The sequence below is a fragment of the Celeribacter ethanolicus genome (assembly GCF_002407265.1).
Lineage (GTDB): Bacteria > Pseudomonadota > Alphaproteobacteria > Rhodobacterales > Rhodobacteraceae > Celeribacter > Celeribacter ethanolicus.
This window is the reverse complement of the sequence record NZ_CP022196.1, coordinates 2,581,895-2,600,760: the sequence shown is the minus strand read 5'-3', so window position 1 is coordinate 2,600,760 and position 18,866 is coordinate 2,581,895. Positions and strand designations below refer to the sequence as shown.

Annotated in this window: 21 protein-coding genes; 17 read left to right on the top strand and 4 right to left on the bottom strand. The window is 60.0% G+C overall.

Translation table 11 applies throughout. The annotated features are described in order from the left end of the window. Positions 1-61: 61 nt before the first annotated feature. The 5 genes from hslO (at position 62) to CEW89_RS12790 (ending at position 4,582) form a co-directional block, all read left to right on the top strand. Positions 62-1,057 carry an Hsp33 family molecular chaperone HslO gene (hslO, locus tag CEW89_RS12810; RefSeq protein WP_096806143.1) on the top strand — a complete coding sequence of 332 codons (996 nt, stop codon included), beginning with the start codon at positions 62-64 and terminating at the stop codon, positions 1,055-1,057. After that, positions 1,041-1,646 carry a CoA pyrophosphatase gene (locus CEW89_RS12805; RefSeq protein WP_096806142.1) on the top strand — a complete coding sequence of 202 codons (606 nt, stop codon included), beginning with the start codon at positions 1,041-1,043 and terminating at the stop codon, positions 1,644-1,646. Before hslO ends, CEW89_RS12805 begins: the two co-directional genes overlap by 17 nt. Further along, positions 1,643-2,794 (top strand): CCA tRNA nucleotidyltransferase, encoded by a 1,152-nt coding sequence (locus tag CEW89_RS12800; protein WP_198403420.1) that lies wholly within the window; start codon positions 1,643-1,645, stop codon positions 2,792-2,794. The genes CEW89_RS12805 and CEW89_RS12800 overlap by 4 nt, the downstream gene beginning before the upstream one ends. Then, positions 2,794-4,008, top strand: coding sequence for a class I SAM-dependent RNA methyltransferase (locus tag CEW89_RS12795; RefSeq protein WP_157779844.1), 1,215 nt, complete (start codon positions 2,794-2,796; stop codon positions 4,006-4,008). Before CEW89_RS12800 ends, CEW89_RS12795 begins: the two co-directional genes overlap by 1 nt. 73 nt (positions 4,009-4,081) lie before the next feature. Continuing rightward, complete coding sequence (locus CEW89_RS12790; RefSeq protein WP_066703610.1) at positions 4,082-4,582, top strand: L,D-transpeptidase family protein; 501 nt, start codon at positions 4,082-4,084, stop codon at positions 4,580-4,582. Between the two features lie 17 nt (positions 4,583-4,599). Here the strand turns inward: CEW89_RS12790 and dalA are convergent, their stop codons facing one another. Then, complete coding sequence (gene dalA, locus CEW89_RS12785) at positions 4,600-5,136, bottom strand: divisome-associated lipoprotein DalA (protein WP_066703407.1); 537 nt, start codon at positions 5,134-5,136, stop codon at positions 4,600-4,602. A gap of 205 nt (positions 5,137-5,341) precedes the next feature. On the opposite strand from dalA, the gene CEW89_RS12780 reads away from it, so the two are divergent. After that, on the top strand, positions 5,342-5,935 hold the full coding sequence (locus CEW89_RS12780; protein WP_066703404.1) for a L,D-transpeptidase: 594 nt from the start codon (positions 5,342-5,344) through the stop codon (positions 5,933-5,935). A 123-nt stretch (positions 5,936-6,058) separates the two neighbouring features. Then, entirely contained in the window at positions 6,059-6,244 is a 186-nt protein-coding gene (locus CEW89_RS12775) for a hypothetical protein (RefSeq protein ID WP_066703401.1), read from the top strand. 81 nt (positions 6,245-6,325) lie between these two features. Here the strand turns inward: CEW89_RS12775 and hemH are convergent, their stop codons facing one another. Together hemH and CEW89_RS12765 are read right to left on the bottom strand one after the other, a co-directional pair. Further along, the gene (hemH, locus tag CEW89_RS12770; protein WP_244906057.1) at positions 6,326-7,411 is read right to left on the bottom strand and encodes a ferrochelatase; all 1,086 of its coding nucleotides are present in this window, start codon (positions 7,409-7,411) and stop codon (positions 6,326-6,328) included. A 58-nt stretch (positions 7,412-7,469) separates the two neighbouring features. After that, complete coding sequence (locus tag CEW89_RS12765; RefSeq protein WP_066703397.1) at positions 7,470-8,294, bottom strand: methyltransferase domain-containing protein; 825 nt, start codon at positions 8,292-8,294, stop codon at positions 7,470-7,472. Between the two features lie 54 nt (positions 8,295-8,348). Between CEW89_RS12765 and CEW89_RS12760 the strand changes: the two genes are divergently transcribed. From CEW89_RS12760 to CEW89_RS12740, 5 genes are read left to right on the top strand one after another with little or no spacing between them, the layout of a single operon-like run. After that, entirely contained in the window at positions 8,349-9,062 is a 714-nt protein-coding gene (locus tag CEW89_RS12760; RefSeq protein WP_066703394.1) for a ComF family protein, read from the top strand. Between the two features lie 38 nt (positions 9,063-9,100). Then, positions 9,101-9,358 carry a glutaredoxin 3 gene (grxC, locus tag CEW89_RS12755; RefSeq protein ID WP_066703391.1) on the top strand — a complete coding sequence of 86 codons (258 nt, stop codon included), beginning with the start codon at positions 9,101-9,103 and terminating at the stop codon, positions 9,356-9,358. Positions 9,359-9,361: 3 nt separating this feature from the next. Beyond that, positions 9,362-10,198 carry a carbon-nitrogen hydrolase family protein gene (locus CEW89_RS12750; protein WP_420795652.1) on the top strand — a complete coding sequence of 279 codons (837 nt, stop codon included), beginning with the start codon at positions 9,362-9,364 and terminating at the stop codon, positions 10,196-10,198. Beyond that, a complete protein-coding gene (locus CEW89_RS12745) occupies positions 10,195-10,647 on the top strand; it encodes a MarR family winged helix-turn-helix transcriptional regulator (protein WP_066703388.1) in 453 nt (150 codons plus the stop codon). The genes CEW89_RS12750 and CEW89_RS12745 overlap by 4 nt, the downstream gene beginning before the upstream one ends. Beyond that, on the top strand, positions 10,634-11,431 hold the full coding sequence (locus tag CEW89_RS12740; RefSeq protein ID WP_096806141.1) for a GNAT family N-acetyltransferase: 798 nt from the start codon (positions 10,634-10,636) through the stop codon (positions 11,429-11,431). The genes CEW89_RS12745 and CEW89_RS12740 overlap by 14 nt, the downstream gene beginning before the upstream one ends. A gap of 3 nt (positions 11,432-11,434) precedes the next feature. Here CEW89_RS12740 and ubiG read toward each other — a convergent pair whose 3' ends face one another. After that, positions 11,435-12,169, bottom strand: a complete 735-nt coding sequence (ubiG, locus tag CEW89_RS12735; RefSeq protein WP_066703602.1) for a bifunctional 2-polyprenyl-6-hydroxyphenol methylase/3-demethylubiquinol 3-O-methyltransferase UbiG — start codon at positions 12,167-12,169, stop codon at positions 11,435-11,437. A 69-nt stretch (positions 12,170-12,238) separates the two neighbouring features. On the opposite strand from ubiG, the gene pip reads away from it, so the two are divergent. The 5 genes from pip (at position 12,239) to infB (ending at position 18,784) form a co-directional block, all read left to right on the top strand. After that, positions 12,239-13,207, top strand: a complete 969-nt coding sequence (pip, locus tag CEW89_RS12730) for a prolyl aminopeptidase (RefSeq protein ID WP_096806140.1) — start codon at positions 12,239-12,241, stop codon at positions 13,205-13,207. A gap of 179 nt (positions 13,208-13,386) precedes the next feature. Continuing rightward, a complete protein-coding gene (gene rimP, locus CEW89_RS12725; protein WP_066703379.1) occupies positions 13,387-13,974 on the top strand; it encodes a ribosome maturation factor RimP in 588 nt (195 codons plus the stop codon). A 13-nt stretch (positions 13,975-13,987) separates the two neighbouring features. After that, positions 13,988-15,598: a transcription termination factor NusA gene (gene nusA, locus CEW89_RS12720; RefSeq protein WP_096806139.1), complete on the top strand. Its 1,611-nt coding sequence runs from the start codon at positions 13,988-13,990 to the stop codon at positions 15,596-15,598. Between the two features lie 28 nt (positions 15,599-15,626). Continuing rightward, positions 15,627-16,259 (top strand): RNA-binding protein, encoded by a 633-nt coding sequence (locus CEW89_RS12715; protein WP_066703373.1) that lies wholly within the window; start codon positions 15,627-15,629, stop codon positions 16,257-16,259. Beyond that, positions 16,256-18,784, top strand: coding sequence for a translation initiation factor IF-2 (gene infB, locus CEW89_RS12710; RefSeq protein ID WP_096806138.1), 2,529 nt, complete (start codon positions 16,256-16,258; stop codon positions 18,782-18,784). Before CEW89_RS12715 ends, infB begins: the two co-directional genes overlap by 4 nt. Positions 18,785-18,866: the final 82 nt, after the last annotated feature.

The following is an 18,866-nucleotide window of genomic DNA, read 5'->3' as shown; positions in this document are numbered from 1 at the left end:
CGGTGGTTGTTCCGCCTATATGAACAGGATATTCCAGCGCCGAAGCTGAGGGGAAGCACAAATGCTCGGATCGAAAATTGCCTGGGACGATACCGTCCTGCCTTTCCAACTGGATGCCTCGGACATCCGCGGGCGCGTGGCGCGTCTCGACGGGGTGCTCAATCGCATCCTCGCACAGCATGCCTACCCGCCGGAAATCGAGGCCCTGGTCGCGGAAATGGCGCTTTTGACGGCAATGATCGGCCAGACGATGAAGCTGCGCTGGAAACTTTCCCTTCAGGTGCGCGGCGATGGTCCGGCGCGTCTGATCGCGACCGATTACTATGCGCCCACTGCCGAGGGCGAACCGGCACGTATCCGCGCCTATGCATCCTTCGATGCCAACCGGCTTTTGCCGCGTGTCGATGCGTTTTCCCAGATCGGCAAAGGCTATTTTGCGATCCTGATCGACCAGGGCAAGGGGATGGTGCCCTATCAGGGCATCACCCCGATTTCGGGCGGTTCTCTGTCGTCCTGTGCCGAGACCTATTTCGCGCAATCGGAGCAATTGCCGACGCGATTCTCCACAACTTTCGGCACCACCCGTCTGGCGGGAGGGGAGGAGCATTGGCGTGCTGGTGGCATCATGCTCCAGAAAATGCCGAAAGCTTCGCCTTTCGCCGCACAACAGGACAACGAGGACGGTCTTTTGCAGGCGGCCGACATCCTGAACGATGACGATTTCGAGGACTGGAACCGGGCCAATATTCTGCTCGATACGGTCGAGGATATGGAACTGATCGGTCCGCATGTGCAGCCGACGGAATTGCTCGTGCGCCTGTTCCACGAGGAACGTCCCCGCGTGTTCGACCCGCAACCTGTGCATTTTGGCTGTAACTGTTCGGAGGAAAAGGTGCGTCAGAGCCTGTCGATCTATTCGGCCAAGGATATTTTGCGCATGACCACCGACGAGGGTGTCGTGACGGCGGATTGCCAGTTCTGCGGCGCGCATTATGTGCTCGACCCGAAAACCGTCGGGTTCGAAGCGGAGGAAAGCCCAGATGGTGACGCCGATTGATCGGGATGCCCTCAAGGCTCTGCTGAGTGATCCGGGGGCATCTTCTTCGGATTTCGACCTGAACCGAGACCTGCGTCCGGCTGCGACGGCGAAACTGCGCCCTGCGGGTGTTCTCGTGCCGATCCGAGACACGCCTCAGGGGCTGCGGCTGATCCTTACCAAACGCTCCTCGGCGTTGAAACATCACCCCGGTCAGATCGCGTTTCCGGGCGGGCGTGTCGATCCCACGGACCGCGACCCCATTGATGCCGCCCTGCGCGAAGCGACCGAAGAGATCGGCCTGCCGCGCTCTCTTGTCGAGGTTTTGGGGGAGCTTCCGACCCATGAAACTGTGACGCAATTTGAAATGTTCCCGGTTTTGGGCTGGATCAGAGGTGATTTCACGCCAATTGCCGAAGAGGGGGAAGTTTCTGAAGTTTTTGAAGTTCCTCTGTCCCATGTGCTTGATGCCAAGAACTTCTCCATCCAGTCCCGACGCTGGCGCGGTCAGATGCGTTCCTTCTACACCGTGCCATATGGGCCCTATTACATCTGGGGAGCGACAGCGCGGATCTTGCGTGTGCTTGCGGATCGGGTGAGCGGGTCATGAAACTTACGGCGGACTGGATCGAAAGCTCTCCCGCGCAATGCATCATGTCGATGTTTTCCGAGGCGGGGGAGGAGGCTTATTTCGTGGGCGGCTGTGTTCGCAACAGCCTGTTGGGTGTGCCGGTCAGCGATCTCGACATTGCCACGCGGGTGCGCCCGGAGCGCACCGTGGAACTGGCCAAAGCCGCGGGGTTCAAGGCGATTCCGACCGGCATTGATCACGGGACGATCACGGTGGTTGTCGAGGGGGAGCCTTTCGAGATCACGACTTTTCGCAGGGACGTGGAAACCGACGGGCGTCGTGCCGTCGTGGCCTTTTCCGAGACGCTTGAGGAGGATGCACATCGGCGCGATTTCACGATGAATGCACTTTATGCGAAGGCCGATGGCCGCATCGTCGATCCGCTTGGCGGGCTTTCGGATCTTGAGGCGAGACGGGTGCGGTTCATTGACGATCCAGTACAGCGGATTCGTGAGGATTACTTACGAATTCTGCGGTTTTTTCGGTTTCACGCCTGGTATGGGGATGACGAGGCGGGGCTCGACCCCGATGGACTCTCGGCCTGTGCTGCGCATATCGATGGCCTCGCGCGCCTGTCTCGGGAACGGATCGGGCATGAGATGATCAAACTCTTGTCCGCCACCTCACCTGATCGTGCGCTGGGCGCAATGGATCAGAGCGGGGTGTTGAATGCGCTTTTGCCGGGCGCGTCGACCAAGGCGCTTTTCATTCTGACCTCTCTGGAGCGGGCGCCCGATCCGATCCTGCGTCTTGCGGCTCTGGGGGATTTCGATGTGGCGGAGCTTTTGCGTCTGTCGAAGCCTCAAATCCGGTATTATCGGGCCTTGCGAGAAGCCGCTCTCGGAATGCAAAGCGCTCAGGAAATTGCCTATCGGGAGGGTGAAACGATTGCGATAGGGGCCATGACCCTGCGCGCGGCCTTTCTGGAACAGCCTTTGCCGGAGACGCTTGCAAAAGAGATACGCGAAGGCCTGGCGGCGCAGTTTCCGATTGCGGCGGGTGATCTGATGACCTCTCTTTTCGGGAAAGAGTTGGGCGCGGCTTTAAAGCGGCTTGAGCAGGATTGGATCGACAGCAGCTTTCGTCTCACGAAAGAAGAGCTGTTGCGAGGTGTGGAGAGAGGCTGATGGAGTACGTCATTCAGCGGTTGGGCCATAAGGGCGATGGCATTACGGCGGAAGGCCTCTTCGTGCCGAACGCTTTGCCGGGGGAGGTGGTCGAAGGTACGCCTGCCGAGGGGCGGATCGCAGACGTCCGTATTGTCACGCCGTCGCCTGACCGGGTGAAGCCTGCGTGCCGACATGCCAGGGCTTGTGGAGGCTGTGCCCTGCAACATGCCTCGGATGATTTCGTGGCGCAGTGGAAAACCGATTTTGTCGCCACCGCATTGCGTCATCAGGGGATTTCCACCGGGTTAGAGCCTATTTTGACCTCTCCAACGCAAAGTCGACGACGTGCAGTGTTTCATGGAAGGCGGACGAAAAAGGGTGTGATGCTCGGACTTCATGCCCGCGCCTCCGACAGTCTGGTGCCGGTGCCGGATTGCATCCTGATGGTGCCTGAAATCATGGCACATTACGCCGATCTGGAACGGCTGGTCGAACTGGGGGGATCGCGGCGCGGAGAGATGGACATCACCGTGATCGCCTCCGACAGTGGGCTGGATATTTCGGTTCGGAATGGCAAGCCGCTCGATCTCGGGATGCGGGTCGAATTGGGCCAATTCGTGCGGGATTTGGGTCTGTCTCGCTTGTCGTGGAATGGCGAAGATCTTGCTGGAGAGGCGCTGCCCTTCCTGAGTTTCGGTAAAGCTCTCGTCGTTCCGCCCCCGGGTGCATTTTTGCAGGCGACCGCCGCAGGGCAGGCCGCTCTGGTGGCGCTGATGCGGCGGGCGGTTGGCGATGCGGAGCGAATTATCGACCTCTTTGCTGGTTGCGGTACGTTTTCTCTGCCTCTGGCGGAAAGTGCCGAGGTGCATGCGGTCGAAGGTGTCTCCGATATGCTCGATGCGTTGATGAAAGGCTGGCGCCAGGCACCGGGGCTGAAACGTATGTCTGTCGAGACGCGGGATCTGTTCCGGCAGCCTGCGCGCAGCGATGAACTCAACCGATTCGATGCCGCTGTGATAGACCCGCCGCGGGCAGGGGCGCAGGCGCAATGCGCGGAAATCTCCAAAAGCAATCTGACGCGTGTGGGATTCGTGTCCTGTAACGCAATCACCTTTGCCCGTGATGCCAAACAGCTTATCGATTCGGGCTTTGAGTTTGAGTGGATCGTGCCAGTGGATCAGTTCCGCTGGTCGACCCATGTTGAAATTGCCGCCTGTTTTCGACGCGCCTGATCTGCGAAAATGATTTGGCGGGATTTGCCGATCCGGTGTATGGAGTGGAAAAAACAAAGATCGGGTAGTGATCATGAAACGGCGGGTTTTCCTTGTCTCGGCAGCCTCTGCGCTGGCCTTTTCCAAAGCTGCGTTTGCACGCGAACTGAAGCCCTATTCGGGGCCGGAGATTACCCGGGTGGTGATCTACAAGGAGCGGCGCAGACTTTATCTCCTGCATGGAGATGAGATCGTTCAGGAGTACAAGATCGGTCTGGGTGGCAATCCGGTCGGTCCGAAGCAATTCGAGGGCGATGGCAAGACGCCGGAAGGCAGCTATATCATCGACCGCCGCAATCCGAATTCCGCCTATCACCTGTCGCTCGGGATTTCCTATCCGAACGCCGAAGATGCCGCCTATGCTCAGGCAATGGGGCGGCGTCCCGGAGGTGATATTTTCATCCATGGCCGGGCCGGTGAGAACCGTGGCAAGGGCAAGGACTGGACTGCGGGGTGCATCGCCGTCAAGGATCGCCATATCGAGAAAATCTACATGATGGTGCAGAACGGCACCCAGGTCGATATTTTCCCGTAATATCTGGATGCTACGCCTTAGTTGGCGGCGTAGGCCTGTGCGGTCTGCGCCCCGATCAGCAGGGTCCACCAGAGCTTGCCGCTGTCCTCCTGATACCAGGCAAAGCCGATATCGGTGGCGCGGCTGTCGAGGATGACGTCACGCGTGTCGGGCTGCTCCATCCAAGCTGAAAGAGTCTCGAGCTCGGTCTCGTAGGTCTCGGAAATATTCTCGCCCAGCATCAGTCCGCTGTAGCCCGAGCGTGTCACCCGATCGAGCGGCGAAGAGCCGTCGGAGCCGAAATGCCAAGGGCGGTTCTGGACGTGCATGTCGCGCGAATGGGTTGCGGCGGCGGCGTTTAGGTTGGCGTTGAGCTGTACCGGACGTTCGCCGGCGGCGGACCGCAGGGCGTTGATCGAATCGAGCATGCGATACTGGATCGTCGCTTCGTCCTTGGCGTGGACGCGATAGACGCGGGGCAGGGGCTTGCCATCGGGGCCAAGACGTTCGGTCGGTGTTTCACAAGCGGTCAGACCGACCAGGGCCAACATGAGGATGGCGACGATGCGCGACATTCCGGATACTCCATGAACTTTAGCGGCCGGGATTTTTGGCCAAGATGATTGGCATGAGTTAATCGCTTTGCGGGCCGGGATCAAATCCTGTTCGCGGCTTTTCGCCATGAGGGGCGCCCATGAACGATTGTTTGATTTGCGACTGCAACAAACGCGCCATATAACGCATGGCGATCAAGATCACATCACGAAATGGCGAAGTCTCATGAGTAAAGCCCCCGTTTTCAAGTTTTCCCGGCGCAGTTTCGTGGCCGGGAGTGTCGCGCTGTTGAGCACGCCTGCGCTTGCGCAGTCGGAAGGGACGACGGAGATGGAGAACGATCTCTCGACCGTGGTACGCCGCAACATTTCGAGCTTTCGCTCGCTGGATTGGCGACCCTATTTCAGCAATCTGCGCAACGGGGCGATCCTTGTGGACACGACCTCTCGGGCATTGCATTTCTGGAGCGAAGACCAGAGCATCTATAAACTCTACCCGACCTCCGTGCCGTTGAGCGAGGATCTGACCCGTCGCGGACGGACCGAGGTAATCCGCAAGGTCGAGGGGCCGAGTTGGGCGCCGACGCCGTCGATGAAGCAACGCAATCCCGAATGGCCCGACTTTGTTGGTCCCGGTCCGAACAATCCGCTGGGCACTCATGCGCTTTATCTGAGCTGGCAGTATTACCGTATCCACGGCACCCACGACACGCGCAAGATCGGGCGTCGGTCCTCGAACGGGTGCATCGGTTTGTACAACGAACACATCGCGGAGCTGTTTCAGCTCGCCAAGGTCGGCACGCAAGTGTTGCTAATTTGACGACAAGAGGTCGGAAAATATGGCAGGATCAAAGGAGCAATTGATTTTGCTCACGATTGGTTCATATAGCTGATTGTGTGAAACAAACCTGCCCTCTGTCGTGGGGTTCAAGGAGGATTGACTATGAAAAAACTCGCTGTTGCTGCCGTTTTCGCTCTGGCTGGCACCGCTTCTTTTGCTGGCGGCTACTCTGAGCCGGTCATCGAAGCTCCGGTTGTTGTCGAAGAAACCTCTTCTTCGTCCGCTGGTGGCTACGTTGTGCCGCTTCTGATCCTGGCTCTGGTGGCTGCTGCTGTTGCTGCCGACTAATCGTCGCCAGACACAACAGAATTGAAAGGGCGGTTCTTTTGAACCGCCCTTTTCATTTGTCCAGAGGATAGGCCGGAGGGGTTACACCCATCCGGCAAGGTTTTTCCTGACCTGACCGACCAGCGCGCTGATGTGCAGCGGGTCCGCGTTGAGACAGGGGATATAGAGAAACTCCTCACCGCCTGCATGCTCAAAGCTTTCCCTGATCTCTTCGTTGATCTCTTCGAGCGTCTCGATGCAATCGGCGGAAAAGGCCGGGGCGCAGACGGCAATACTCTTGTTACCTTTCCCGGCCTGACGCGCGACCTCTTCGACCGTATAGGGCTGAAGCCACTCTTCGGGGCCAAATTTGGACTGGAAGGTGGTCATGATCCGGGTTTCGTTCCAGCCCAGACGCTCTTTCAAAAGCCGAGTCGTTTTCTGGCATTGGCAATGATAGGGGTCGCCGCCCTCTTTCAGGTAGCGTTCCGGCAGGCCGTGATAGGAACAGATCAGGATGTCCGGTTTGCGCTTCGCCGCCGCATAGGCGCGCTCGACGGATTGCGCGAGGGCGTCGATATAGGCGGGATCGTCGAAATAGGGTGGCACGGTGCGGGACGCGGGTTGCCAGTTTTCTTCCATCAGTGCGCGGAAGAACTGATCATTTGCGGTCGCTGTCGTGGCCCCGGCATATTGCGGGTAGAGCGGGAAAAACAGGATTTTCGAGCAGCCTTCGGCAACCAGTTCTTCAACCTTGGATTTGGTTGAGGGGTTGCCGTAACGCATACAGAAATCGACCATGACCCGATCGCCATATTCCGCTTCGAGCGCAATCTTGATTGCACTCACCTGCTCCTTGGTGATCGTCATCAACGGGCTTTCATCCGCCTCGGTGTTCCAGATCGACTTGTAGGCCGCCCCGGATTTAGAGGGGCGGAAGGTCAGAACGATGCCTTGCAGAATCGGTTGCCATTTCCACCAAGGGTAGTCGATCACCCGCTTGTCGGACAGGAACTCACCCAGATACCGCCGCATCGACCAGTAATCCGTGGCGTCCGGGGTTCCGAGATTGGCGAGCAACACGCCGATCTTTTCCCTGGGCACTTTCGGATGGTCTTTCGGCGCATGCAGCGGACAGGTGGCGTCCGGTGCGTTGGTGTTCAGCCGCGAAGGCTTCATGAGTCCCATGTGATCTTCCTGATTTTTGTTTGTTCTAGGCTTAGGTCGGTTCGGGGGCGGGTCAAGCTCAGCCTTCCGGTAGCTTGAATTCTTCGGTGTGAAGTGCATCGGCCAGACGCATCCTCGCGGAGCCGGGCATCAGCGGTTTCGGCTGGCTCTCATCCGGTGCCCAACCGGTGAGAAATACCATGTCGAACGTGGCGATCAGTCGCCCGTCTTCGGAAAAGTGATCTTTGTAGAGTTGTTCGGCTGTCACGAAGAGTCGGGCCGGGCTCGGTATTCTGAGCCGGGCCGTCAGAGCATTGCTTTCTCCCATGGCGCGCAGGTCTTCGACCATGCGCGAAAGGGACGGGTAGGTCACCTTGCGCACGGTCTTGTCCGCGACCGGAAGGGCGAAGGAGGCACGTTGCAGCAAAGCACCGAGATCGCGCAGTTCCCCCATCGGCAGGACGCGCGGTGACAGCCCGCCGCTGACCATCGTCTCCGCCTGACCGAGACAGGCGCGCAGCTCATTGAGGGTCTGATCCCCGAAAAACGCGGCGATCATGAGCCCGTCCGGCTTAAGCGCGCGATTGCATTGGATGAGCTGTCCGACCGGATCGTTTGCCCAATGCAGGCTCATGGCGTGGATCACCAGATCATGCGCCCCTTCTTCGAGGGCGAGGATGTCATCGTCGGGAACGATCTTGGCCTCGGGAAAGTATCCTGCCCACATTTCGGGAAAACCCGTGACCACGGCGGGAGATGTAAACGATTTGTTAACCATATCCACCCGATCCTCGATTTCGAAACGGGCCTCCTCATGCAGGAAGAAATCCCCTCCCATCCGCATCGCACGTTGCCGGTTTCGGGCAATTTGTTCCCGATCGACGAGGAGAGGGGGCTGTGACATGGGGTTCGTCCTGATGATGGTCTGCGGGCGTCAATCTAGGTAGTCGGACGGGAAATGCAAAGACTGGCCAAACTGATCTATCCGGCGCAATGCCTGACCTGCGACGAAATGATCGAGGTTGAGCGTGGTCTGTGCCCGAAATGCTGGTCCGAAACGCCGTATATCGTGGATCATCCCTGCGATTGTTGCGGACGGCCTCTGGTCGGCGATGCCGAGGAGGGCGATCTGTGTGACGATTGCCGCAGCCGACCGAAGGACTGGGACCGTGGTCGGGCGGTCATGCTTTACGGAGGCAATGCGCGCTCCATGGTGTTGCGCTTCAAACATGGCGACCGTACCGATCTGGCGCATCCGATGGGAACCTGGCTCGCGGAGGCGGCAGCGCCCTTGATCGCGCCGGAGACGGTGGTGGCGCCGGTGCCGCTGCATTGGTTGCGCCTGCTCCGGCGGCGTTACAATCAATCGGCACTTTTGGGGCAGAGAGTCGCGAAACTCCATGGGGTGAACTACATTCCGGACCTGTTGAGGCGCCCGTCGGCGACGCGCAAGCTCGATGGCATGACGGCGGAACAGCGGCGCGATACCGTGGCTGGCGCCATCCGAATCAACCGCGCACAGGCTGGGCGGATCGAGGGGCGGCCCGTGTTGCTGATCGACGATGTGCTGACAACGGGTGCGACCTTGGGCGAATGTGCACAGGCCTGTCGCAAGGCTGGCGCGACGTCGGTCCATGTTGCGGTTCTGGCGCGCGTGGACAGGGAGGCCTAAATCCTTATAGTCGCCGCAAGACAAAAGGATTTCCTCTCATGCAACCCGTCACGCTCTACACAACGCCCATCTGCCCTTATTGCATTGCCGCCAAGCGTCTTCTCGACAGCAAGGGCGTTGAATACACCGACATCGACGTCATGGCCAATCCCGCGCTGCGTCAGGAAATGATGCAACGTGCGCCCGGCAGCTATACCGTGCCGCAGATTTTCATCGGCGACACCCATGTCGGCGGTTGTGACGATCTCCATGCGCTGGAGCGCGCGGGCAAGCTCGATCCGCTCCTGGCGGGCTGATCCATGTTGCGCGTCGGTCTCATCACCCTGAATTCGAGCGACGATCCGCTCTTCAACCTGCCGATCACGCAGGGCTTTGTGAACGCCGCTGCCGATGCGGGGGCCGAAATCGTGATGACGCCGGAGGTGACCAATTGCGTGTCTTCGTCGCGGGCCCATCAGAAAGAGGTCCTGTGTCACGAGGCCGACGATCCGACGCTGGCCGCTCTGCGTGAAACTGCCCGTTTGCGCCAGATTTGGCTCTTGATCGGCTCTCTAGGCCTGAAAACAGATGACCCGGACGGGCGTTTTGCCAACCGGTCTTTCCTGATCTCGCCGGAGGGAGAGATCGCTGCGCGTTACGATAAAATTCACATGTTCGATGTGGATGTGAGCGACACCGAGCGTTACCGCGAATCCGATGGCTATCGTCCCGGTGAAAAGGCGGTGGTTGCCACCACACCTTTTGCCAGGATCGGCATGACCATCTGTTACGACCTGCGTTTCCCGCATCTGCACCGGACGCTGGCGAAGGCGGGCGCACAGATCATTACCCAGCCCGCGGCTTTCACGGCGATCACCGGCGAGGCGCATTGGCATAGTCTGTTGCGCGCGCGGGCCATCGAAACCGGATGTTTCGTTCTGGCGCCAGCGCAGACCGGACATCACCGCGAAAAGGTCGATGTGAACCGCTGCACCTACGGGCATTCTCTGGCGGTGTCGCCTTGGGGCGAAGTGCTCTTCGATGGGGGCGTCGAGCCGGGTTGGGGTCTTGTCGAGCTTGATCTGGCCGAAGTCGACAAGGCGCGCAAACGCATTCCGGCCCTGTCGCACGATCGGGAGTTCAGGGTCGAGACATGAGCGGGTCTTCCAACAACGATGCCCTCTCGGTCGCGCTGTTTTCCGAGATTTTCATGGCCGATCAGTTGGCGCGCAACCGGCTGACCAAAGCCCTGCCGAAAGGTATGGAGATCAGCCATTTTTCTTTGCTCAATCACCTTGCACGGCTGGGGGATGAGCGCTCTCCGGCCCAGTTGGCCCGTGCCTTTCACGTCACCCGCGGCGCGATGACCAACACGATCAACAAGCTGGAATGGGCGGGGTATATCCACGTCCGGCCCGATTGGGACGATGCGCGCCGCAAATTCGTGTCGATTTCGCCCGCCGGACGCGCAGCCCGGGATGCGGCTCTAGCGGCGATTGCGCCGATCCTGTCTGATATTGTCGAGGCCATCGGAACGGAACGGGTAAAGGCGGCTCTGCCTGTGCTGCGCGAAATGAGGATACGGCTTGAAGATGACGGATCTTGAGACGCTCGAACTTGCAACGGACCTCCTCGTCATGGGGGATCAGTCCGAGTTGACGTGCCATGCGGACCGGTTTGTCCAGAACACGCCCGCTCAACCCGATTTCTGGTTCGGCAATCGCACGATTTTTAAGTCACTGCCGAAAAATGCGGCGGAAGCGGAGACACAGATCGCCATCGCGCAGGGGGATCATCCCGAGGCATATTTTTCCGTGATCTTCTGGGATGTGCCCGATGCGGATACGAGACCTTTCGCAGCGGCATTCGAGACGGCAGGCTACGAGATCGAAACCGGGATCACGCTTGCGGGCGATCGGGCGGCGCGACCGGGCTTGCCGGACGGCATCGCGTTTCGGCAGATAATATCGGATGCCGACTGGGAGGCTGTGATTGCATTGCAGCTCGAGGGGATGTTGCGCGACGGATTCGAGCCGAACACAGCCCAAAGCTATATCGAAAAGAGCTTTTTGCGCAGGCGTCAGGTGAGTGAGGCTGGACGAGGCGTCTGGTACGGATTGTTCGAGGGGCAACTGCTTGTGGCCGATATGGGGCTGGTCTGGTCCCCGGCTCTGGTGCGCTACCAATCTGTCGAAACCCGCGCAAGCCATCGTCGTCGCGGCCTCTGCGCGGCATTTCTGGGGGAGGTCAGTGCATGCGCGGTGGCGCGTTATCCCGATGCGCGTCAGGTGATCGTGGCGGAAGACGGCACCACCGCTGCGCGACTGTATCAGCGCGCGGGGTTCGTTCCGGTCGAGCGGGTGGTATCCGCGTCACGGACGCCGAAATAGGGTCTATTTCTTGATTGAAGCCGTCACGTAATTGACCGAAAGATCGCGCGCCGAGATCGACCATTTCCACAGGATCGGATTGAACACGAAGCCTTTGCGGTCCACCGGTTCAAGACCCGCTTTCGAAATCAGGTCGACCAGCTCATCGGGCGTGATGAATTTCTTCCACTCATGGGTGCCTTTCGGCAGCCAGCGCATGACGACCTCGGCGCCAAAGATGGCCATGGCGTAGCTTTTCGGATTGCGATTGAGTGTCGAACACAGCATCAAACCGCCCGGTTTCAAGAGTGTCTGGCAGGCGGTGAGATAGGCAAGCGGGTCGGCGACGTGCTCGACCACTTCCATGTTCAGCACAACGTCGAACTGCTCTCCGGCTTCGGCAAGTGCTTCGGCGGTGGTGTGACGATAGTCGATGTCGAGCCCGGATTGTTCGGCATGGACCTGTGCCACCGGAATATTGCGTTCCGCGGCATCCGCGCCCACGACGGTCGCGCCCAATCGCGCCATCGGTTCGGACAAAAGCCCGCCACCACAGCCGATGTCGAGAAGACGCAACCCCTCAAACGGTTTGTCGGCGGACAGATCGCGCCCGAACTCTGCGGCAATTTGCGTGGTGATATAATCGAGCCGAACCGGGTTCATCATGTGCAAAGGCTTGAACTTGCCGGACGGGTCCCACCATTCGGCGGCCATGGCCTCGAATTTCGCGACCTCATCGGGGTCAATGGTGGTTTGCATGATCGCCTCCTTCATGTTCAACTCGCTTCGTCGGGACATCCGCTTGGACCCGCTCTATATAGGACACCCATGGACAAGGTCTCAGGCCAAAACAGCGCATACAGCTATCTCTATCCGCAAATCGCGGTCTATGACCACCGCATGCTGGATGTCGGCGACGGGCACAAGCTTTATGTCGAGCAAAGCGGCAATCCTGCGGGGATTCCGGTGGTGGTTTTGCATGGCGGTCCCGGTGGCGGGTGCAGCCCCTATATGCGGCGCTATTTCGATCCATCGCTCTATCGCATCATTCTGTTCGATCAGCGCGGCTGCGGGAAATCCCGGCCTTTTGCCTCGGTTGAGGCCAACACGACATGGCATCTTGTCGCCGATATCGAGCGTATTCGCGAGGCGCTGGGCATCGAGCGCTGGATGGTGTTCGGCGGAAGCTGGGGGGCAACCCTGGGTGTGGCCTATGCGGAGACTCACCCGGAGCGCGTGATCCATCTGGTGCTGCGCGGGGTCTTCCTTGCACGCAAAAGTGAACTCGACTGGTTCTATGCCGGGGGGGCGGGGCGGTTCTGGCCCATGCATTGGGCAGAGTTCCGCGATGCGATCCCACCGGAGGAGCGGGGCGATCTCATAACCGCCTATCACCGGCGCCTCTTTAGCGGCGACCACCGGCAGGAGGTCACCTATGGCCGGATCTGGTCGCGTTGGGAGAACGCTCTGGCGTCGCTGGGGTCCGATGGTGTCGTCGGCGATCCGGGGCCGGACTATGCCCGAACCTTTGCCCGGATCGAGAACCATTACTTTATCAACAAGGCCTTTCTCGCTCACGACGGCCAGCTTTTGCGCAATGTCGACCGGATCGCGGAGGTGCCCGGCACCATCGTGCAGGGGCGGTTCGATATGATCTGCCCGCCGGAGACGGCTTATGAGCTGCACAAAGCCTGGCCGAAATCGCGGCTCATCATGGTCGGGCAGGCGGGGCATGCCCTGTCGGAGCCAGGGATCACCGAGGCGCTCGTGATGACCATGGATCGGCTGGGGCGTTGAGGGCGGGCGCGATAGGGCTTGCAGATTCGCCGCAGGGCGCGTATAGACCCCTCCAACAGCGGCGCTGTCGGGAGTTCCCGAGGCTCCACCGGGAAAGATCGACGGGCCGCGCGCCCGTTTTTTTGTGCCCTTACCGTGAGTTTCCTCATGAGGGCGTTGCCAGTTCTGAAAGGCAAGACATGTCCGAACTGATTGCCAAGACCGCGATCGACCGCCGGATGGCGGAAATCGTCGGCCCCGTCATCGAAGGGATGGGGTTCGAGCTTGTGCGTGTGCGTTTGATGTCCTCGACGAAATCGAAGACGCTGCAAATCATGGCTGAGCGCCCCGAAGGCGGCATCGAAGTTGACGAATGTGCCGAGATTTCCACTGCGGTTTCTGCTATTCTCGACGTCGAAGACCCTATCGAAGATGAATATACGCTCGAAGTGTCGAGCCCCGGGATCGACCGTCCGCTGACCCGTCTGAAGGATTTTGCAACCTTCGAGGGCTATGAGGCCAAGATCGAAACGACCGAGATGATCGACGGCCGCCGCCGTTTCAAGGGTGTGCTTGCCGGTGTCGAAGGGGACGAGGTTCTGCTCACCCTAGATGAGACTGGTGAAGAGGTCACCATCGGTCTGAATTTCGATTGGCTGTCGGACGCGAAACTCGTGCTGACCGATGAGCTGATCCGCGAAATGCTGCGTCAACGCAAAGCGAATGGCGCAATCGACGAAACCCAATTTGACGACATCGAGACCGACGACGGGTCTTCAGAGGATTGAGAGAGGACTGAATATGGCAATCACCTCTGCAAACCAGCTTGAGCTGTTGCAAACCGCCGAGGCCGTGGCCCGCGAGAAGATGATCGACCCGAATCTCGTGGTCGAAGCGATGGAAGAGTCCCTCGCCCGTGCCGCGAAATCGCGTTACGGCTCGGAAATGGACATCCGCGTCCACATCGACCGCAAGACCGGCCGCGCCACCTTCACCCGTGTGCGCACGGTGGTGGAAGACGAAGAGCTCGAGAACTACCAGGCCGAGCTGACCGTCGAACAGGCCAAGCAATACATGGCCGACCCGCAGATCGGCGACGAGATCAAGGACGAGGTTCCGCCGGTGGAACTGGGCCGGATTGCCGCGCAATCCGCGAAACAGGTCATCCTGCAAAAAGTGCGCGAAGCCGAGCGTGATCGTCAGTACGACGAGTTCAAGGATCGTGTGGGCACCATCATCAACGGTGTTGTGAAACGCGAGGAATACGGCAACGTGATCGTCGACATCGGTCGCGGCGAAGGCATCCTGCGCCGCAACGAGAAGATCGGTCGCGAGACCTATCGCCCGAACGACCGCATCCGTTGCTACATCAAGGACGTGCGCCGCGAAGTGCGCGGGCCTCAAGTGTTTTTGAGCCGCGCCGCGCCGGAATTCATGGCCGAACTGTTCAAGATGGAAGTGCCGGAAATCTACGATGGCATCATCGAGATCAAGGCCGTGGCCCGAGATCCGGGTTCGCGCGCGAAGATTGCCGTGATCTCCTATGACGGTTCCATCGACCCGGTCGGTGCCTGTGTCGGTATGCGCGGTTCGCGCGTGCAGGCCGTGGTGAACGAGCTTCAGGGCGAGAAAATCGACATCATTCCGTGGAATGACGATGCGCCGACCTTCCTCGTGAACGCGCTGCAACCCGCCGAAGTGTCGAAAGTTGTGCTCGACGAGGATGCTGGCAAGATCGAGGTCGTGGTGCCGGACGAGCAACTGTCGCTGGCCATCGGTCGTCGCGGTCAGAACGTGCGCCTGGCATCGCAGCTCACCGGTCTCGACATCGACATCCTGACCGAAGCCGAAGAATCCGAGCGTCGTCAGAAAGAATTCGCGGCCCGCACGCAGCTCTTCATGGACAGCCTCGATCTGGACGAATTCTTTGCCCAGCTTCTGGTCTCCGAGGGTTTCACGAACCTGGAAGAGGTCGCCTATGTCGACGTTGACGAGCTTCTGGTGATCGACGGTGTCGATGAAGATACGGCCACCGAGCTCCAGGCTCGGGCCCGTGACGTGCTCGAAGAGGCCAATCGCAAGGCGATGGAACATGCCCGTGAGCTGGGTGTGGAAGACAGCCTGGTTGATTTCGAGGGTCTGACACCCCAGATGATTGAGGCATTGGCCGAGGACGGCGTGAAGTCGCTGGAAGATTTCGCGACCTGCGCCGATTGGGAACTTGCCGGTGGCTGGACCACGGTGAACGGCGAACGTGTGAAGGACGACGGTGTCCTCGAAAAGTTCGACGTCTCCCTCGAAGAAGCCCAGAACCTCGTGATGACCGCACGCATTCAGCTTGGCTGGGTGGACCCGGCCGATCTCGAATCCGAGGAAGAGGTTGACGAAACCACAGAGGAGAGCGAGGCCTGATCGGGCCTCGTTTGCAAGAAGGTGAGCGATGAGCAGAGGCGGACACACGAAAGTCAGGGATGAGGCGGAACGGCGCTGCATCGTCACGCGCGAGGCAGAGCCGCGGCGTGGTCTCATCCGGTTCGTGGTGGCGCCCGACGGGCTCATCGTTCCCGATCTGGCCGAGAAACTGCCGGGCCGGGGCTTTTGGATCAGCGCGGATCGTGCCGCTCTTGAAGAGGCTGTAAAGAAAAACCTCTTTGCTAAGGCAGCACGTCAACCGGTCACGGTACCCGACGGATTTGTCGATCTGCTTGAGGCGGGGCTGGCGGATCGGGTGGTGCATCTGATTTCTCTGGCCCGCAAGGCGGGTCAGGCGGTGTGCGGATTTGAAAAGGTCAAAAGCTGGCTGGCCGACGGGCATGCGAAGGTGCTGCTCCAGGCCTCGGACGGTTCTGAACGTGGCAAAGGCAAGCTTTGGACGCCCGAAGGCGGGCGTTGGTTCGGTCATCTGACGAGTTCCGAATTGGGTTTGGCTTTTGGCCGCGAAAGTGTGATACATGGCGCGCTCGCAGGTGGCGGACTCTCAAAACGTGTTGTAGAGGATGCCAACCGCCTTATGGGCGTGCGCGAGACAATCGGTGGAGAGGGCTCCGCCGGGAAGGGTAAGACGACGAAATGAGCGATACAGACGGCAAGAAAACCCTCGGCCTTCGTGGTGGTTCCGGTTCGGTGAAGCAAAGCTTCTCGCATGGGCGCACGAAGAACGTGGTTGTGGAAACCAAACGCAAACGTGTTGTGGTGCCGAAGCCGGGTGCTTCCAAGTCGTCGGGCTCGGGCAACCCGGCTTTGGGCGATCCGTCGAAACGTCCGGCTGGCATTTCCGATGCGGAGATGGAGCGCCGGATGAAGGCGCTGGCCGCTGCGAAGGCCGCTGAGGCCGAAGAGGCGAAAAAGCGCGAAGAAGATGAGAAGGCCCGCGAGGAAGAGCGCGAGCGCCGTCGTCGTGAGATCGAAGAAAAGGCCCGCGAAGAGGCGGAGCGCGAAGCGGCGCTGAAAGCCAAGGAAGAAGAGGACGCCCGTGCGGCACGTGAGGCCGAAGAGGCCAAGAAGCGCGAAGCTGCGGCGAAATCCGCTGCCAAGAAACCGGCGCCGGCCCCGGCTGCTGAGAAGACCGACGATCCGGCTGCGGCGCAGGCTGCGATGCAGAAACAGGAACGTGGTGGTCGTGTCGCAACGCCGGCGCGCGGTCGCGAAACGCGTGAGCCGGATGATCGTAGCGGACGCAATAAGGGCGGTGACAACCGTCGTTCCGGCAAGCTGACCGTGAACCAGGCGCTGAACGGTGGCGAAGGCGGACGTCAACGCTCGATGGCCGCGATGAAGCGCAAACAGGAACGCATGCGCCAGAAGGCGATGGGCGGGGCGGATTCGCGCGAGAAAATCGTGCGTGACGTGCAGGTTCCGGAAACCATCGTGGTCTCCGAATTGGCGAACCGCATGGCCGAGCGCGTGGCCGATGTCGTGAAATCGCTCATGAAAATGGGCATGATGGTCACTCAGAACCAGTCGATCGACGCCGACACCGCCGAACTGATCGTCGAGGAATTCGGCCACCGCATCCAACGTGTGTCCGACGCCGACGTCGAGGACGTGATCCAGTCGGTCGACGACAAGGCCGAAGATCTGAAACCGCGTCCACCGGTGATCACCATCATGGGCCACGTCGACCACGGGAAAACTTCCCTGCTCGATGCGATCCGTCATGCCAACGTGACCTCCGGTGAAGCCGGCGGCATCACCCAGCACATCGGCGCCTATCAGGTAACGACGGAATCCGGGTCTGTCTTGACCTTCCTCGATACGCCGGGCCACGCGGCCTTTACCTCCATGCGGTCCCGCGGGGCGCAGGTGACGGATATCGTGGTTCTGGTTGTGGCTGCCGATGACTCGGTCATGCCGCAAACGGTCGAAGCCATCGCGCACGCGAAGGCGGCGGGTGTTCCGATGATCGTGGCGATCAACAAATGCGACAAACCGGGCGCTGATCCGATGAAAGTGCGCACCGAACTTCTCCAATACGAGGTGATCGTGGAGGAAATGTCCGGTGAGGTGCAGGACGTTGAAGTCTCTGCCAAAACGGGCATGGGGCTCGACAATCTGCTCGAAGCCATCGCGCTTCAGGCCGAGATTCTCGAACTCAAGGCCAACCCGGATCGTGCCGCTGAAGGTGCCGTCATCGAAGCTCAGCTCGATGTGGGCCGCGGTCCGGTTGCCACCGTTCTGATCCAGAAAGGTACGCTCAAACGCGGCGATATCTTCGTTGTGGGTGAGCAATGGGGCAAGGTCCGTGCGCTGGTCAACGACAAGGGCGACCGCGTCGACGAGGCTGGCCCGTCCGTGCCGGTCGAGGTCTTGGGCCTGAACGGGACGCCGGAAGCCGGTGACGTGCTCAACGTTGTTGAGACCGAAGCGCAAGCCCGCGAGATTGCCGAGTATCGCGAACAGGCCGCCAAGGACAAACGTGCCGCCGCCGGTGCCGCGACAACCCTCGATCAGCTTCTGGCGAAGGCCAAAGCCGACGAGAACGTCAAGGAACTGCCGATCCTGGTGAAAGCCGACGTGCAGGGGTCCGCCGAAGCCATCGTTCAGGCGATGGAGAAAATCGGTAACGACGAGGTGCGTGTGCGCGTGCTGCACTACGGTGTGGGCGCGATCACCGAAACCGACATTGGCCTGGCCGAAGCCTCCGGCGCGCCGGTCATCGGCTTCAACGTTCGTGCCAATGCGCCCGCGCGCAATGCCGCGAACCAGAAGGGCGTGGAAATCCGCTATTATTCCGTGATCTACGATCTTGTGGATGACGTAAAAGCGGCGGCCTCCGGTCTTCTGTCTGCCGAGATCCGCGAAAACTTCATCGGTTATGCGCAGATCAAAGAGGTCTTCAAGGTCTCCGGCGTGGGCAAGGTTGCTGGCTGTCTCGTCACCGAAGGTGTGGCGCGTCGTTCCGCGGGCGTGCGCCTTCTGCGCGACGATGTGGTGATCCACGAAGGCACGCTGAAGACGCTTAAACGCTTCAAGGACGAGGTCAAAGAGGTCATTTCCGGTCAGGAATGCGGGATGGCTTTCGAGAATTACGACGACATCCGTCCGAACGATGTCATCGAGATTTTCGAACGCGAGGAAGTGGAACGCCAGCTCGACTGAGCTGTCGCCCCCTTTCAGGACCAAATCAAAAGGCGCGCCATTGGGCGCGCCTTTTTCGTGAAACTGTAGCGGACGACGATGG

Coding starts and splice junctions, on each gene's coding strand:
- hslO (WP_096806143.1), top strand. CDS start 62: ATGCTCGGATCGAAAATTGCCTGGGACGATACCGTCCTGCCTTTCCAA.
- CEW89_RS12805 (WP_096806142.1), top strand. CDS start 1,041: ATGGTGACGCCGATTGATCGGGATGCCCTCAAGGCTCTGCTGAGTGAT.
- CEW89_RS12800 (WP_198403420.1), top strand. CDS start 1,643: ATGAAACTTACGGCGGACTGGATCGAAAGCTCTCCCGCGCAATGCATC.
- CEW89_RS12795 (WP_157779844.1), top strand. CDS start 2,794: ATGGAGTACGTCATTCAGCGGTTGGGCCATAAGGGCGATGGCATTACG.
- CEW89_RS12790 (WP_066703610.1), top strand. CDS start 4,082: ATGAAACGGCGGGTTTTCCTTGTCTCGGCAGCCTCTGCGCTGGCCTTT.
- dalA (WP_066703407.1), bottom strand. CDS start 5,136: ATGTCGCGCATCGTCGCCATCCTCATGTTGGCCCTGGTCGGTCTGACC.
- CEW89_RS12780 (WP_066703404.1), top strand. CDS start 5,342: ATGAGTAAAGCCCCCGTTTTCAAGTTTTCCCGGCGCAGTTTCGTGGCC.
- CEW89_RS12775 (WP_066703401.1), top strand. CDS start 6,059: ATGAAAAAACTCGCTGTTGCTGCCGTTTTCGCTCTGGCTGGCACCGCT.
- hemH (WP_244906057.1), bottom strand. CDS start 7,411: ATGGGACTCATGAAGCCTTCGCGGCTGAACACCAACGCACCGGACGCC.
- CEW89_RS12765 (WP_066703397.1), bottom strand. CDS start 8,294: ATGTCACAGCCCCCTCTCCTCGTCGATCGGGAACAAATTGCCCGAAAC.
- CEW89_RS12760 (WP_066703394.1), top strand. CDS start 8,349: ATGCAAAGACTGGCCAAACTGATCTATCCGGCGCAATGCCTGACCTGC.
- grxC (WP_066703391.1), top strand. CDS start 9,101: ATGCAACCCGTCACGCTCTACACAACGCCCATCTGCCCTTATTGCATT.
- CEW89_RS12750 (WP_420795652.1), top strand. CDS start 9,362: ATGTTGCGCGTCGGTCTCATCACCCTGAATTCGAGCGACGATCCGCTC.
- CEW89_RS12745 (WP_066703388.1), top strand. CDS start 10,195: ATGAGCGGGTCTTCCAACAACGATGCCCTCTCGGTCGCGCTGTTTTCC.
- CEW89_RS12740 (WP_096806141.1), top strand. CDS start 10,634: ATGACGGATCTTGAGACGCTCGAACTTGCAACGGACCTCCTCGTCATG.
- ubiG (WP_066703602.1), bottom strand. CDS start 12,169: ATGCAAACCACCATTGACCCCGATGAGGTCGCGAAATTCGAGGCCATG.
- pip (WP_096806140.1), top strand. CDS start 12,239: ATGGACAAGGTCTCAGGCCAAAACAGCGCATACAGCTATCTCTATCCG.
- rimP (WP_066703379.1), top strand. CDS start 13,387: ATGTCCGAACTGATTGCCAAGACCGCGATCGACCGCCGGATGGCGGAA.
- nusA (WP_096806139.1), top strand. CDS start 13,988: ATGGCAATCACCTCTGCAAACCAGCTTGAGCTGTTGCAAACCGCCGAG.
- CEW89_RS12715 (WP_066703373.1), top strand. CDS start 15,627: ATGAGCAGAGGCGGACACACGAAAGTCAGGGATGAGGCGGAACGGCGC.
- infB (WP_096806138.1), top strand. CDS start 16,256: ATGAGCGATACAGACGGCAAGAAAACCCTCGGCCTTCGTGGTGGTTCC.